This window comes from Streptomyces sp. WM6386, assembly GCF_000972385.1.
In the GTDB taxonomy this organism is placed as follows: domain Bacteria; phylum Actinomycetota; class Actinomycetes; order Streptomycetales; family Streptomycetaceae; genus Streptomyces.
The window spans coordinates 77346-92083 of the sequence record NZ_JXTE01000027.1 but is presented as its reverse complement, the minus strand read 5'-3'; the positions used below and the strand labels follow the sequence as shown (position 1 = coordinate 92083).

Below are 14738 nucleotides of genomic sequence, written 5' to 3'. Positions count from 1 at the left end.
CCCCCCGGCCGTACGCCCCGGAGCCGCCCCCGGTCTCCCCCGAGGACGACATCCCCGAGGACGACGACCCCGACCTCAACGAATCGGCCCTCTCCGGCCGCGAACTGATCGTGCGGGAGCTGGGAGCGACGGTGATGGAGGAGTTCACCAACGAATAGGGGCTCCTCAGGCGAGGTGGGACCCCCGTTTCGGAGAAACCCACAAACCCCGTTCCCCCGCCCCTTCGGCAACCCGCACAATTTGCCGGGCCCCGAGCCGGTTACGCTGACCCCGTGAAGGTCCTCGTCATCGGCAGCGGCGCCCGCGAACACGCCCTGTGCCGCTCCCTGTCCCTCGATCCCGACGTCACCGCGCTGTACTGCGCCCCGGGCAACGCCGGCATCGCCGAGGTCGCCGAGCTGCACCAGGTCGACGCCCTGGACGGCACGGCCGTCGCCGCGCTGGCCACCGAACTCGGCGCCGAGCTGGTGATCGTAGGCCCGGAGGCACCCCTTGTCGCGGGGGTGTCCGACGCCGTGCGCGAGGCCGGCATCCCGGTCTTCGGCCCCTCCGGGGAGGCCGCGCAGCTCGAGGGCTCCAAGGCCTTCGCGAAGGACGTGATGGCGGGGGCGGGCGTCCCCACCGCGCGTTCCTACGTCTGCACGACCCCCGAGGAGGTCGACGAGGCCCTCGACGCCTTCGGCGCCCCGTACGTCGTCAAGGACGACGGTCTCGCGGCCGGCAAGGGTGTCGTCGTCACGCCCGACCTGGAGGCGGCCCGGGCGCACGCCAACTCCTGTGAGCGTGTCGTCATCGAGGAGTTCCTCGACGGCCCCGAGGTCTCCCTCTTCGCCGTCACCGACGGCGTGACCGTCGTCCCGCTCCAGCCCGCCCAGGACTTCAAGCGCGCCCTGGACGGCGACGAGGGCCCCAACACCGGTGGCATGGGCGCGTACTCCCCGCTGCCCTGGGCCGACCCGAAGCTGGTGGAGGAGGTCCTGCAGACCGTCCTCCAGCCGACCGTCGACGAGATGCGCCGCCGCGGCACCCCCTTCTCCGGGCTCCTCTACGCCGGTCTCGCGATCACCTCGCGCGGAGTCCGTGTCATCGAGTTCAACGCCCGCTTCGGCGACCCCGAGACCCAGGTGGTCCTGGCTCGCCTGAAGACCCCCCTCGCGGGTCTCCTGCTGGCCGCCGCCAAGGGCGACCTCGTCGACCTGGCGCCGCTGCGCTGGAGCGACGACGCCGCGGTCACCGTGGTCGTCGCCTCGCACAACTACCCGGGCACCCCGCGCACCGGCGACCCGATCACCGGCCTCGACGAGGTGGCCGCCGAGGACGCTCCGCACGCGTACGTCCTGCACGCCGGCACCAGGCACGACGGCGACGCCGTGGTCAGCGCCGGCGGCCGCGTCCTGTCCGTCACGGCGACCGGCAAGGACCTGGACGAGGCCCGCGACCGCGCGTACCGGGCGGTCTCCCGCATCCGTCTCGACGGCTCCCAGCACCGTACGGACATCGCGGCGAAGGCCGCGGCGGGCGAATAGCCAGGACAACCGGACAGCGAGCACAGCCGGAACAACCGGCAGACCGGATGAACCCGACAGGCCCCGAATCCGTCTCAGGATTCGGGGCCTGACGCGTGCCCGGCCCCGGCACGGGCCCCGCCACCAGCCGGGCACCGCACGCCGGACGGGGGGCTGAACTTGGGTCAAGAACCAAGGCCTGATCTTCGCTGTCCGTCATCCACCTTTCCCCAAAGCCATTCCATCGAGTGACCGATCCCTTTTCCGGGTGACGTGGGCAGGGGCCCCAACTAGGGTGCGGCGCAAGCGTTCCGGCACTTGGCCCACCGGCATTGCGATGTCAGTGGGGGGTGCCACAGTGGGGGAGTGAGCAACGCCAGGACAGTCAGGCAGCCAGGACAGCACGGAGGGGGTGACACCCGGTCGTGACCGGTATGGGTGGAGAGGCGGGCGCACAGGCCGCGCGCTCCTGGGCGCTCGCCGTGCTGCGCATCCGCAGCCGGGCGCTGGCCGTCGCGCTGCTGCCGGCGGCCGTCGCCGTGGTGCTGTACGCCGGAGGCTCCACCGGCCACCTCGTGGGCCCGGGCTGGCATGCGGCCCGCTGGGTCGTCACGCCGTTCGCCGTGCTCGTCCTGCTGGCCGCCGCCGGTATCGCCCTGGTCGTCGCCCGTGCCCGCCCCGCCATGAGTCCGACGGTCCCGATCGCCGAGGAGTCGGCGCCGGACCTGTACCGCATGGTGCGCGACCTGGCCGACCGTCTCGATGTGCCCGCCCCGTCCGCGATAGCGCTCACCCCGGACTGCGACAGCTGGCTGGAGGACCGCACCCACCCGTCCCACGGCCCGCCGAAGCAGGAGGACCGCGACGAGCTCACGGGCGCGCGCGGCTCGCGGCGTACGACGGCGGCGCCCGTCCTGGTCATCGGCTCCCCGTTCCTGTGGTGGATGCGGGTCGGTGAGCTCCGCGCGGTCCTCGCCCCGGTCGTCGCCGGCACGGGCCCCTCGGCACACCCGGACATAGCCGCGGCCCGCCGTTTCGTCCGCGGCCTGGACGCCGCGGTGGCCGTGTCCTCGGCATCCGGCCGCTGTCTGCCGACCCGCACGGTGTGCGCCGGCGTCGGCTGGGTGGCCCGTCTGCTGCTGCACAGCTGCCGGGAGCACGCGTCCAAGATGGAGCGAGGGGTCGCCGCAGCGGCGGCCGAGCGCGCACAGGGCGTGGACTACGGCCTGCGGATCGTCGCCCAGGAGCAGGTGGGTCTGGCCTACGCCGGCTGGGACCGCCTCCTGACCCGCGTGGCGCTGCCCGCCTGGCGGATGGGCCGCTGGCCGTCCCGCCTGGACGCGGGAGTGGTGGCGGCACTCACGGAACTCTCCCGCCGGGACCGCCTGGCCGAGGGCTTCGCCTCCCGTCTGGGTGAGCGCCCCGCCTGTGACCTCCTGGAAGAACCCGGCACGATCGACGAGGCCACCTCCCTCCTGGCCGCCCGCCTCTTCCACGGCGGCCCGGCGGAGTCCGGTCCCGACTGGTCCCCGGTCGGCTGGCAGGAGTACCCCGAAGAGGTCGTCGACCGGAAGTGGCGCCGCGACGCGGCCCGCCTCCACCGAGTCCTGGACGCACAGGGCGTACGCCGGACCCCCGAGACCACGGGCCCGGAGACGGACGGCCCGACGTTGTCCAGGGTCCTGGACTACCTTGCGACGTCGGCGGCCGACGGTGCGAAGCACGCAGAGTCCGACCCGGCGTCCGTACCCCTGACGACAGCCGAACCCGCGGCCGCCGACGGTGACCGCGCCTCACAGGGGCAACCCGCACCCGACGACGAAACTGTCCTGGACGGCGCGGGTAGGAACACACTCGCCGAAGGCGAGGTCGAGGCCGCGGCCGACGCCGACGCCGACGAACAAGAAAACGAACGCACCGCCACCCTCGCCGCAGGCCTCACCGCGGAACTGGCCCGCGAGGACGCCACCGCACCCACCCCCCAGGGCCCCGACACCACCCTCTGGGACGACGGCGCGCTCCCCCTCTTCCCGCCCCAGCCGCCCCGCACGTCCCGCGAACTCCTCACCGACCACGTCACGGCCATGGTCTGCTGTGCCGCGATGGACACCGCGGGTGCCACCCCGGGCCTCGACTGGCTCGACGGCCCGACCCTTCTCATCAACGGCGACCGCGCAGCCGACCTCAGCCCCGTGGTCCTCAGCCTCGTCGTGGACGGCGACCCGGTCCCCCTGCGCGCCTGGCTGCTGGAGTCCGGCATACGCCCGGAGAAGCCGGTCCGCCTCGTCTGAGCGTGCCCCGCCCGGCAGGCGCCGCCGCACAACTCCCTTACCGGAAGCCCTCATTCCACTTTCGGCCAATTCGCAACGAATAGTGACCGCGTGCGTGCGTAATGTGATGTGCTGGGACCGATCGGGCACATGGCAAGGGCTTACGACATAAGACACGCGTCACAAGCACGAACGGACGACCGCACTCACACACGGGGGCACGAGGGAGGGGAGCAGCCATGGGGTCGGAGCAGATCCGCCGCTGGGAGTCGGGAGCGCTGGCGCACGCGGTGACGGACCCCTTCGGCCAGGGCCCCGTCCCCTGGCTCCGCGGTGACGAGACGTACTTCGACGACACCGGCCAGGTGGTCCCCTGGTACGTGGAAGCGGCCCCGCAGCAGACCCCCGCCGACGGCCGGACCGGCACCGCTCGTATCCCGGCCCCCCGCAGCGCCGGCGGCCCCCGTGCCGCGGACGACGTACGCCGCCAGATCAAGGGCTTCACCTCGACCAGCGCGGTCGCCCCCGGCGAGGCCATCGACTTCCACATCACGGTCGACCCGCCCCAGGAATTCGCCGTCGACGTGTACCGCATCGGCCACTACGGCGGTGACGGCGCCGCCAAGATCACCACCAGCCCCCGCCTCTCCGGCATCGTCCAGCCCCCGCCGCTGACCGCGGACCGCACGGTCTCCTGCCACCACTGGTGGCTGAGCTGGCGCCTTCAGATCCCCTCCTTCTGGAGCATCGGGGCATACGTGGCCGTCCTGACCACCGCCGACGGCTACCGCTCCCACGTCCCGTTCACCGTCCGCCACGACCACCCGGCGGACCTGCTGCTCCTCCTGCCGGACGTCACCTGGCAGGCGTACAACCTCTACCCGGAGGACGGCCGCACGGGCGCCAGCCTCTATCACGCCTGGGACGAGGAAGGCTGTCTGCTGGGCGAGTCCGACGCGGCCACGACCGTCTCCTTCGACCGCCCGTACGCCGGCGCCGGCCTCCCCCTGCACGTGGGGCACGCCTACGACTTCATCCGCTTCGCCGAGCGCTACGGCTACGACCTCGCCTACGCCGACGCCCGCGACCTGCACTCCGGCCGCGTCGACCCCACCCGCTACCGGGGCCTGGTCTTCCCGGGCCACGACGAGTACTGGTCGGCGAACATGCGCCGCACCGTGGAGCGCGCCCGCGACCACGGCACATCGCTGGTCTTCCTCTCCGCCAACACCATGTACTGGCAGGTGGAGTTGGGCCCGTCCCCGTCCGGCGTCCCCGACCGCCTCCTGACCTGCCGCAAGCGCCGGGGCCCGGGCCGACCGGTGCTGTGGCGCGAGGTCGACCGCCCCGAGCAGCAGGTGGTCGGCATCCAGTACGCGGGCCGGGTCCCCGACCCCCGTCCGCTGATCGTGCGCAACGCCGACCACTGGCTCTGGGAGGCCACCGGCGCCCACGAGGGCGACGAGATCGAGGGACTGGTCGCGGGCGAGGCCGACCGCTACTTCCCGCGCACCCCGCTGCCCGAGCACGACGACCGCATCCTGCTCGCCCACTCTCCGTACGCCGACACCGAGGGCACCCTCCGCCACCAGGAGACATCCCTGTACCGCGCCCCCTCGGGCGCCCTGGTCTTCGCGTCCGGCACCTTCGCGTGGTCCCCGTCCCTGGACCGCCCGGGACATGTGGACCCCCGCGTCCAGCGCGCCACCGCCAACCTGCTGGACCACATCTGCAAGCGCGACTGACGCCGAAGACGCGCAGGCCGCAGACCCCCTGTCCCTGGCCAGGGTCCCGATACGGGACAATCGAGCCACTTGGCCCGCCCGTCTCCCACCACCACCCTGTTCGAGCCCTGCGGGCGCCCCTTTTGTTCAACCACGGGGAGGAACCGTGTCCGGATTCGTAGAAAAGCCCGAGCCGATTCAGGTTCCGGGCCTGGTGCACCTCCACACCGGCAAGGTGCGTGAGCTGTACCAGAACGAGGCGGGCGACCTCGTAATGGTCGCCAGTGACCGTATCTCCGCCTTCGACTGGGTGCTGCCGACCGAGATCCCCGACAAGGGCAGCATCCTCACCCAGCTCTCCCTGTGGTGGTTCGACCAGCTCGCGGACCTGATCCCCAACCACGTCCTGAGCACCGAACTGCCCGAGGGTGCCCCGGCCGACTGGGCGGGCCGCACGCTCGTCTGCAAGTCGCTCCAGATGGTCCCGGTGGAGGCCGTCGCCCGCGGCTACCTCACCGGCTCGGGTCTCCTCGAGTACAACGAGTCCCGCACGGTCTGCGGCCTCGCCCTCCCCGAGGGCCTGACCGACGGCAGCGAACTCCCCGCCCCGATCTTCACCCCGGCCACCAAGGCCGCGGTCGGCGAGCACGACGAGAACGTCTCCTACGAGGAGGTCGCCCGCCAGGTCGGCGCCGACACCGCCGCCCGGCTGCGTCAGGCCACGCTCGCCGTCTACTCGCGGGGCCGGGACATCGCCCGCGACCGGGGCATCATCCTCGCGGACACCAAGTTCGAGTTCGGCTTCGAAGGCGACACCCTCGTCATCGGCGACGAGGTCCTCACCCCGGACTCGTCCCGGTTCTGGCCGGTCGACCAGTGGGAGCCGGGCCGCGCGCAGCCCTCGTACGACAAGCAGTTCGTGCGCGACTGGCTGACCTCGGCGGAGTCCGGCTGGGACCGCAAGAGCGAGCAGCCCCCGCCGCCGCTGCCGCAGGAGGTCGTGGACCGGACCCGTGCCAAGTACGTCGAGGCGTACGAGCGACTGACCGGCACCAGCTGGGCGTAACGCGAAAAGCCCCCGGGAGACCGGGGGCTTTCACATGGAGCGAACGACGAGGTTCGAACTCGCGACCTCAACCTTGGCAAGGTTGCGCTCTACCAACTGAGCTACGTTCGCATGCGCCGTGGCGCGAGAACCACTATACCCAACCTCGCTCCCGCGCGAGCCGCACCGCGGCATGGCGGTTCTCCGCCCCGAGCTTCGACACCGCCGACGACAGATAGTTCCGCACGGTCCCCTGCGACAGTGCGGCCCGCTCGGCGATCTCCGCGACGGGCGCCCCGTCGGCGGCGAGTTCCAGTACCTCGGCCTCGCGCGCGGTCAGCGGTGAGTCCCCGGCGGAGATCGCGTCGGCGGCCAACTCCGGGTCGACGTAGCGGTTTCCGGCATGCACCGTGCGGATGATCTCCGCGAGCCGCTGGGCGCTGACCGTCTTCGGGACGAACCCACGCACACCGGCCCCAAGGGCCCGCTTGAGATGCCCGGGCCGCCCATGGCTGGTCACGATCAGCACCTTGCAGCCGGGCAGTTCGGTGCGCAGGGATGTGGCGACCTTCACACCGTCGGCGCCGGGCATCTGGAGATCCAGTACGGCGACGTCGGGAGTGTGTGCCTTCGCCATCGCCAGCGCCTCGGGACCGGACGCGGCCTCGGCGACGATCACGAGGTCGTCCTCCAGCGCGAGCAGCGCCGCGAGCGCGCCCCGGATCAGATGCTCGTCGTCGGCGAGCAGCAGCCGCACCGTCATGCCATGACCTCACTCATCCGCAGCGGCACCGAGGCCACCACTCTGAACACACCGTCGCCCACGGGCCCCGCCTCCAGCGTCCCGTCCACCGCCGCCAGCCGCTCCCGCAGCCCGGCCAGCCCCGAGCCTCCAGGGCCGGAAGGCGCGGCCACCCCGTCGTTCTCCACCTTCAGCACCACGCACTCGCGAGTCACCCGCACGTCCACCGCGCACCGCCCGGCATCTCCGTGGCGCAGCACATTGGTCGTCGCCTCCCGTACGACCCAGCCGAGCGCCGACTGCACGTCCACCGGCAGCCCGGCCGCCTCCCCTGACACCTCGCAGCGAATCCCCGCAGCCTCCAACACGCCCTGCGCACCGGTGAGTTCGACCCCGAGGTCGGCCTCCCGATACCCCCGTACGACATCGCGCACCTCGCGCTGCGACTCCTGCGCGATGCGCTGCACCTCGACCATCTGCTCCTCGGCCTCGGGCCGCCCGCGCCGCGCCAGCTGTACGGCCAGCTCGCTCTTCAGGGCGATCACCGCGAGGTTGCGCCCCATGACGTCGTGCAGATCGCGCCCGAACCGCAGCCGCTCCTCGGCTACGGCGAGCCGGGCCCGGGTCTCGCGGGCCTCGTCGAGCTCGTAGACGGCGTTGAGCAGCCAGACGGAGAAGGCGGAGGTGAAGGCGAGGAATCCGCCGCCGAGGAACACCACCAGCACGCTGATCAGGGCGGCGGGACCGGGCCTGCCCGCGAACGCCACGAGCCCCGCCCCGACGGCGAAGCCCGTGACGACGGAGTACATGCGCCGGCGGCTGCGCACGCCGAGCGCGAAGGTGCCCGCCCCGAAGATCAGCACGACGGCGAAGACCGAGCCGGCCGCGGTGTCGACGTCGTCCCCGCTCGGCCCGTGCTCCGCGATCACGATCGCCATGACGGCGACCGCCGCGGTGATCGCGCCGAGCGTCCACAGCATGTGGACGGGCTGCTCACGGCGGCCGAGCGTCCAGTCCAGCGCCCGCGCCGCGGTCACGGCACAGACCACGGCGTGCCCGGCCACCACAAGCGCCAGCGAAGCCGCGACCCAGGGCACCATCTCACCGAAGAGCGGCAGCCCGATCGAGACGACCTCGATCAGCGCGAAGAAGTGGAACGACCAACGCGTGTACGTCTCTACCTTGGCCGGCGTGCTCTTCTGCCGCCACCAGCCCCCCGAACCGCTCATTTCCCCGCCCCCGCACTCAGCGCCGCGGTTCCCACCGGAACCACCGTCGTACAGCAAACACCGCGAGCGAAGTCCAGGCCAGCGCGGTCACGAGGGCGCCCAGGGCCTCGTACATCGACAGGCTGCCCGTCCATCCGCCGCGCACGAGCGTGATCACCGGCGACAGCGGCAGCAGCCCGCACACCGTCGCGAACGCGTCGGGCAGCAGTTCCAGGGGCACGGTGACGCCCGAGAGGATCATCGAGATCATCACGAGCGGCAGCGTGGTGACCTGCGCGCTCTCCACGGTCCGGGTCAGGGCCGCGGTCACGGCCGCGAGCGCCGCGCACATCACCAGCCCCAACAGCAGCCCCAGGGCGGCGAGATGGGGTGCCTTCGGCGCGGGTACGTCCAGCAGGGCCGTACTCCCGGCCACCAGCACGAGCGACTGCACGAGCCCCGTCGCCCCGATCGGCAGCGCGGCCCCGCACAGGATCTCGACGTCCCGCAGCTCCCCGGTGCGCAACCGCTTCAGCACCAGTTCCTCGCGCCGCGCGGTGTAGATGCCGACGAGCGCCCCGTACACGCCGAACAGCAGCGAGAACCCGATCGCGGCCGGCAGCAGCACCAGGCCGACACTCAGCCCGGCCTCCTCCACGTCCATGCCGTCCACGACGGACCGCAGGCTGAACGGCAGCGCCAGCGGCACCAGGACGGCCGCGACGATGGTGGCCTTGCTGCGCCCGAGCAGCGTGAACTCGGCCCGGGCGAGCGCGCCCATCCGACCGGCCGGTGTGGTGGTGACGATGCTCATGCCGTGACCTCCTCGGCCGCCGCGATCCCCAGGAACGCCTCTTCCAGTGACGCCGACCGCACATCGAGCCGGCGCAGCTCGACCCCGGCCCGCTCGGCCCACACCAGCACTCCGGTCGCCGCCCGCTGCAGCTCCCGAGTCCGCAGCCGTACGACCCTCCCGTCGACCTCGTGGGCCAGCACCCCCAGCTCACCGAGCGGCGGCAGATCGCCCACGAAGTACCCCTCGGGCAGTTCGAAGGAGATCCGCGAGGGCTGTCCGGCCGTCACCTCGGCCGGTGTCCCGGTGACCGCGATCCGCCCCTCGTGCAGGATGGCGAGCCGGTCGGCGAGACCCTCGGCCTCCTCCAGGTAGTGCGTGGTCAGCAGTACGGTCGTACCGCCGTCGCGCAGCGCCCGAACCAGCTCCCAGGTGTCCCGGCGCCCTTCGGCGTCGAGCCCGGTCGTCGGCTCGTCCAGGAACAGCACCTCCGGGTTCCCGAGCAGCGCGAGCGCCAGGTCCAGGCGCCGCCGCTCACCCCCGGACAGCTGCTTGACGCGTACGTCGGCCCGCCGCGCGAGCCCGACGAGCTCCAGCGCCTCCAGGGCAGGCCGCGCCCCGCTCACACACCCCGCCCACATCCGGGCGGTCTCGGCGACGGTGAGCTCGGACGGGAACCCGCCCTCCTGGAGCATCACGCCGGTCCGCGGCCTGACGACGGCCCGCTCCTCGTAGGGATCGTGCCCGAGCACCCGTGCCCGGCCGCCGGTCGGCCGGGCGAGCCCTTCCAGCAGTTCCACCGTCGATGTCTTGCCGGCCCCGTTGGTGCCGAGCAGCGCGAAGATCTCGCCCCGGTCCACGGAGAAGCTGATCCCGCGGACCGCTTCGAACCCGCCCCCGTAGACGCGTCGCAGGTCGGTGACCTCAATCACGTTCGTGTTCATGGTCCAAGCATCTCGGCGTCCCGGGCCCGGAAGCAGTGCGCGCTGTCATCACTCGACATGACAAATGTCAGGGGTACGCCCACCACGAAAAAGCCCCCCGACAGAAGCCGGGGGGCTTTCGAATCAAGAGCGAACGACGAGGTTCGAACTCGCGACCTCAACCTTGGCAAGGTTGCGCTCTACCAACTGAGCTACGTTCGCATTGCCTCCGACCGGCTCTCACCGATCGGCGCGAGCACCATCCTACCTGATCCTCCCCCAGAGGGGGTTCCCCCAGAGTGGTCAGACGGTGATGCAGAGCGGGTGACAGGAATTGCACACTGCGCCTTCCCCCTGGAAGGGGGATGTTCTACTACTGAACTACACCCGCATGTACTCCGTGGGCTGGGCTTTTCCGTCCCCGCCCCTCGGCGTGCTCCAGACTCTAGCCGACCGGGTGGGGTGCAACGCAAGTCGGTTGTCCTCAGGGTCCGCTGACGGACCCTGAGCACGACCTGTGAGCCGTCACTGCGCCGCGGTGAACGCCTCGTAGACCTTCTTGGGGATACGGCCACGCGCGGGCACGTCCATCTTGTTCGCCTGGGCCCAGGCGCGGACGGCCGCCGGGTCGGGGGCGACCTCCGTCTGCCGGTAGGCCTTGCCGGACTTCGACCGCTTGCGGCCGGCGTCCACGTAGGGCTCGAGCGCCTTACGCAGTTTCTTGGCATTCGCTTGATTCAGGTCGATCTCGTACGACTTGCCATCGAGTCCGAAGGCGATCGTTTCCGCCGCTTGCGAGCCGTCGATGTCGTCAAAGAGAGTGACCACGACCTTCTGCGCCACGAATATCGGTCCCTTCATACGGCACTTGCCAATTCATTTGTACAGTGCCCGACAATGCAATGGGAAGCCCGACTAAATCCTTCCGCGTGTCTGAGCGCAATAGGTATCGGGTGTCGATCGGGGATCTTTCCTGGAAATTTTCGTGAACACGGCCGTTGATACCGGATCGTGACGGCAGTCACGTAGTTTCCTACAAGTCGACGCGCGTAGAAATTTTGTGCGGGTAGTCTGAAGACACTGTTGGACAGACACCTTCAGGAACCTTGCTCAGCACCACACACCGGGAGTGCCAGTGGCACGCGTCGTAGTCGACGTCATGCTCAAGCCGGAGATCCTCGACCCCCAGGGCCAGGCGGTGCAGCGCGCACTGCCGCGTCTGGGTTTCGAAGGCATCTCCGACGTACGTCAGGGAAAGCGATTCGAACTGGAAGTTGACGGACCGGTCGACGAGGCCGCGCTCGCCCGCATCCACGATCTTGCGGAATCCTTCCTCGCCAACACCGTGATCGAGGACTTCACCGTGAAGGTGGAAGAAGTCGCGGAGGCCGCGAAGTGACCGCTCGTATTGGCGTCGTCACTTTCCCGGGGAGTCTCGACGACCGGGACACCCAGCGCGCGATCCGCCTCGCGGGTGCCGAACCGGTCGCCCTCTGGCACAAGGACAAGGACCTCCACCAGGTCGACGCCGTGGTGCTGCCCGGCGGTTTCTCCTACGGCGACTATCTGCGGGCCGGCGCCATCTCCCGCTTCTCGCCCGTGATGGAGACGGTCATCGAGCAGGCGAAGGCCGGGCTCCCGGTCCTCGGCATCTGCAACGGCTTCCAGATTCTCACCGAGGCCCACCTCCTCCCGGGCGGGATGCTCGGCAACGACCACCTCCACTTCATCTGCCGCGACCAGAAGCTGCGGGTGGAGAACGCGGAGACCGCCTGGACCGTGGACTACGAGTCCGGCCAGGAGATCCACATCCCGCTGAAGAACATGGACGGCCGCTACGTCGCCGACGAGTACACCCTCGACAAGCTCGAGGCCGAGGGCCGCGTCGCCTTCCGGTACGTCGACTTCAACCCGAACGGCTCCCTCCGTGACATCGCCGGCATCACCAACGAGGCCGGGAACGTCGTAGGCCTCATGCCGCACCCGGAGCACGCCGTCGAGCCGCTCATCGGCTCCGGCCGCACCGACGGTCTCCCCTTCTTCACCTCGATCCTCAAGAAGCTGGTCAACGCATGAGCCGGACGCCTCTGGACACGGTCGAGCACGCGGCCGCGACCCCCGACGTCGAGCTGCCCTGGGCCGAACTCGGTCTGAAGAAGGACGAGTACGAGCGGGTCGTGGAGATCCTCGGCCGCCGGCCCACCGGTGCCGAGCTCGCCATGTACTCGGTCATGTGGTCCGAGCACTGCTCGTACAAGTCCTCCAAGGTCCACCTCCGCCAGTTCGGCGAGAAGGCCCCCCAGTCCGATGCGCTGCTCGTGGGCATCGGCGAGAACGCGGGCGTCGTGGACGTCGGCCAGGGCTACGCGGTCACCTTCAAGGTCGAGTCGCACAACCACCCGTCGTACGTCGAGCCCTACCAGGGCGCGGCCACCGGTGTCGGCGGCATCGTCCGCGACATCATCGCGATGGGCGCGCGGCCGGTCGCGGTCGTGGACCCGCTGCGGTTCGGCGCGGCCGACCACCCCGACACCAAGCGCGTGCTGCCGGGTGTCGTGGCGGGCATCGGCGGCTACGGCAACTGCCTCGGCCTGCCCAACATCGGCGGCGAGGTCGTCTTCGACTCCTGCTACCAGGGCAACCCGCTGGTCAACGCCGGTGCCATCGGCGTCATGCGGCACGAGGACATCCACCTCGCGAAGGCGTCGGGTTCGGGCAACAAGGTCATCCTGTACGGGGCCCGTACGGGCGGTGACGGGATCGGTGGCGCGTCCATCCTGGCGTCCGAGACCTTCGACGACGCCAAGCCGTCGAAGCGCCCCGCCGTGCAGGTCGGCGACCCCTTCCAGGAGAAGCTCCTCATCGAGTGCACCCTGGAGGCCTTCAAGGAGAAGCTGGTCGTCGGCATCCAGGATCTCGGTGCCGCCGGTCTCTCCTGTGCCACCAGCGAGCTGGCCTCCAACGGCTCCGGCGGCATGCGCGTGACGCTGGACGACGTACCGCTGCGTGACTCCACGCTCTCGCCCGAGGAAATCCTCATGAGCGAGTCGCAGGAACGCATGTGCGCGGTCGTGGAGCCGGAGAAGGTCGACCGGTTCCTGGAGATCTGCGACAAGTGGGACGTCATCGCCACCGTCATCGGTGAGGTGACCGACGGCGACCGCCTGGAGATCTACTGGCACGGCGGCAAGATCGTCGACGTCGACCCGCGCACGGTCGCGCACGACGGCCCGGTCTACGAGCGCCCCTACGCCCGCCCGTCCTGGCAGGACGAGCTCCAGGCCGACGACGCCAACAAGCTTGCGCGGCCCGCGACTTCGGCCGAGCTGAAGGACCAGGTCCTGAAGCTGGTGGCCTCTCCCAACCAGGCCTCCAAGAAGTGGATCACCTCGCAGTACGACCATTTCGTGCAGGGCAACACGGTGCTGGCCCAGCCCGAGGACTCGGGCATGATCCGCATCGACGAGGAGACCGGCCTCGGCGTCGCCATCGCGACGGACGGCAACGGCCGTTACGCGAAGCTGGACCCGTACGCGGGCGCCCAGCTGGCACTGTCGGAGGCGTACCGCAACGTCGCCACGACGGGAGCCAAGCCGCTCGCGGTGTCGGACTGCCTGAACTTCGGCTCGCCCGAGGACCCGGCTGTCATGTGGCAGTTCGCGGAGGCCATCCGTGGACTGGCCGATGCCTGCCAGCAGTTGGGCACCCCGGTGACCGGCGGCAATGTGTCGCTCTACAACCAGACGGGCGAGGTGGCCATCCACCCCACCCCGGTGGTCGCGGTCCTGGGCGTCATCGACGACGTGGCGCGTCGTACGCCGGTCGCCTTCCAGGAGGAGGGCCAGCTGCTGTACCTCCTCGGCGACACGCGTGAGGAGTTCGGCGGTTCGGCCTGGTCGCAGGTCGTGCACGACCACCTCGGCGGCCTTCCCCCGAAGGTCGACCTGGAGCGTGAGCGCCTGCTGGCCGAGATCCTGATCTCCGCCTCCCGCGACGGCATGATCGACTCCGCGCACGACCTCTCCGACGGCGGCCTGATCCAGGCGGTCGTGGAGTCGGCGCTGCTCGGCGGCAAGGGCGCGCGTCTGATCGTGCCGGACGGGCTCGACGCCTTCACCCTCCTCTTCTCCGAGTCGGCGGGACGCGCGGTCGTCGCCGTGCCGCGCTCCGAGGAGCTCCGCTTCAACGACATGTGCGGTGCGCGCGGCCTGCCGGTCACCCGCATCGGAGTCGTGGACGGGGAGACGGTCGAGCTCCAGGGCGAGTTCGAGCTGTCCCTGGAGGAGCTGCGCAAGGCGCACGAGGAGACGATCCCGGCGCTGCTGGCCTAGTCGGTGATACGCCTGTGAAGGCCCCGGTCGTTTCGACGGCCGGGGCCTTCGGGCGTGTTAGCTTCGGCCGGTCATCAGTGATCACGGGGGGACGAGGGTGACGGGGTACTGGCGCATACCTGGCCGCGGCGGTCGGCTCAGCGACCGGCTCAACCGGCTGGTGGTGATCACCGGTGTGCTGGGGATCGGTCTGGGCG

Annotated in this window: 12 protein-coding genes, 3 tRNA genes and 1 pseudogene; 8 read left to right on the top strand and 8 right to left on the bottom strand. The window is 70.6% G+C overall.

Annotation, left to right across the window (positions count from 1 at the left end):
* From TN53_RS18760 to TN53_RS18740, 5 genes and pseudogenes are all read left to right on the top strand, one after another.
* Positions 1-158, top strand: a pseudogene (locus TN53_RS18760) (DNA polymerase III subunit gamma/tau); the annotation flags it as partial.
* Between the two features lie 114 nt (positions 159-272).
* Positions 273-1526 carry a phosphoribosylamine--glycine ligase gene (gene purD, locus TN53_RS18755; protein ID WP_046259677.1) on the top strand — a complete coding sequence of 418 codons (1254 nt, stop codon included), beginning with the start codon at positions 273-275 and terminating at the stop codon, positions 1524-1526.
* Positions 1527-1939: 413 nt separating this feature from the next.
* Complete coding sequence (locus tag TN53_RS18750; protein WP_234441632.1) at positions 1940-3796, top strand: hypothetical protein; 1857 nt, start codon at positions 1940-1942, stop codon at positions 3794-3796.
* Positions 3797-4014: 218 nt separating this feature from the next.
* The gene (locus tag TN53_RS18745) at positions 4015-5520 is read left to right on the top strand and encodes a N,N-dimethylformamidase beta subunit family domain-containing protein (protein ID WP_046259675.1); all 1506 of its coding nucleotides are present in this window, start codon (positions 4015-4017) and stop codon (positions 5518-5520) included.
* 145 nt (positions 5521-5665) lie between these two features.
* Complete coding sequence (locus TN53_RS18740; protein WP_046259674.1) at positions 5666-6565, top strand: phosphoribosylaminoimidazolesuccinocarboxamide synthase; 900 nt, start codon at positions 5666-5668, stop codon at positions 6563-6565.
* A gap of 35 nt (positions 6566-6600) precedes the next feature.
* On the opposite strand, the gene TN53_RS18735 is transcribed toward TN53_RS18740, so the two are convergent.
* From TN53_RS18735 to TN53_RS18700, 8 genes are all read right to left on the bottom strand, one after another.
* Positions 6601-6676 (bottom strand) — tRNA-Gly (locus TN53_RS18735).
* A gap of 22 nt (positions 6677-6698) precedes the next feature.
* A complete protein-coding gene (locus TN53_RS18730) occupies positions 6699-7307 on the bottom strand; it encodes a response regulator transcription factor (RefSeq protein ID WP_046259673.1) in 609 nt (202 codons plus the stop codon).
* On the bottom strand, positions 7304-8515 hold the full coding sequence (locus TN53_RS18725) for a sensor histidine kinase (protein ID WP_046259672.1): 1212 nt from the start codon (positions 8513-8515) through the stop codon (positions 7304-7306). Before TN53_RS18725 ends, TN53_RS18730 begins: the two co-directional genes overlap by 4 nt.
* 16 nt (positions 8516-8531) lie before the next feature.
* Positions 8532-9308, bottom strand: a complete 777-nt coding sequence (locus TN53_RS18720; RefSeq protein ID WP_046259671.1) for an ABC transporter permease — start codon at positions 9306-9308, stop codon at positions 8532-8534.
* Complete coding sequence (locus TN53_RS18715; protein WP_046259670.1) at positions 9305-10231, bottom strand: ABC transporter ATP-binding protein; 927 nt, start codon at positions 10229-10231, stop codon at positions 9305-9307. Before TN53_RS18715 ends, TN53_RS18720 begins: the two co-directional genes overlap by 4 nt.
* A gap of 128 nt (positions 10232-10359) precedes the next feature.
* Positions 10360-10432, bottom strand: a tRNA-Gly gene (locus tag TN53_RS18710).
* Positions 10433-10529: 97 nt separating this feature from the next.
* Positions 10530-10601 (bottom strand) — tRNA-Gly (locus TN53_RS18705).
* A gap of 134 nt (positions 10602-10735) precedes the next feature.
* A complete protein-coding gene (locus TN53_RS18700) occupies positions 10736-11053 on the bottom strand; it encodes a histone-like nucleoid-structuring protein Lsr2 (RefSeq protein WP_046259691.1) in 318 nt (105 codons plus the stop codon).
* 292 nt (positions 11054-11345) lie between these two features.
* On the opposite strand from TN53_RS18700, the gene purS reads away from it, so the two are divergent.
* From purS to purL, 3 genes are read left to right on the top strand one after another with little or no spacing between them, the layout of a single operon-like run.
* Positions 11346-11609 carry a phosphoribosylformylglycinamidine synthase subunit PurS gene (gene purS / locus TN53_RS18695; RefSeq protein ID WP_015659417.1) on the top strand — a complete coding sequence of 88 codons (264 nt, stop codon included), beginning with the start codon at positions 11346-11348 and terminating at the stop codon, positions 11607-11609.
* Positions 11606-12286: a phosphoribosylformylglycinamidine synthase subunit PurQ gene (purQ, locus tag TN53_RS18690; RefSeq protein WP_046259669.1), complete on the top strand. Its 681-nt coding sequence runs from the start codon at positions 11606-11608 to the stop codon at positions 12284-12286. The genes purS and purQ overlap by 4 nt, the downstream gene beginning before the upstream one ends.
* Positions 12283-14541 carry a phosphoribosylformylglycinamidine synthase subunit PurL gene (gene purL, locus TN53_RS18685; protein WP_046259668.1) on the top strand — a complete coding sequence of 753 codons (2259 nt, stop codon included), beginning with the start codon at positions 12283-12285 and terminating at the stop codon, positions 14539-14541. Before purQ ends, purL begins: the two co-directional genes overlap by 4 nt.
* Positions 14542-14738: the final 197 nt, after the last annotated feature.

Bases quoted from the DNA above. Each gene is read 5' to 3' on its own strand.
- TN53_RS18730 (WP_046259673.1), bottom strand. From the start codon at position 7,307: ATGACGGTGCGGCTGCTGCTCGCCGACGACGAGCATCTGATCCGGGGC.
- TN53_RS18745 (WP_046259675.1), top strand. From the start codon at position 4,015: ATGGGGTCGGAGCAGATCCGCCGCTGGGAGTCGGGAGCGCTGGCGCAC.
- TN53_RS18720 (WP_046259671.1), bottom strand. From the start codon at position 9,308: ATGAGCATCGTCACCACCACACCGGCCGGTCGGATGGGCGCGCTCGCC.
- purL (WP_046259668.1), top strand. From the start codon at position 12,283: ATGAGCCGGACGCCTCTGGACACGGTCGAGCACGCGGCCGCGACCCCC.
- TN53_RS18750 (WP_234441632.1), top strand. From the start codon at position 1,940: ATGGGTGGAGAGGCGGGCGCACAGGCCGCGCGCTCCTGGGCGCTCGCC.
- TN53_RS18725 (WP_046259672.1), bottom strand. From the start codon at position 8,515: ATGAGCGGTTCGGGGGGCTGGTGGCGGCAGAAGAGCACGCCGGCCAAG.
- TN53_RS18715 (WP_046259670.1), bottom strand. From the start codon at position 10,231: ATGAACACGAACGTGATTGAGGTCACCGACCTGCGACGCGTCTACGGG.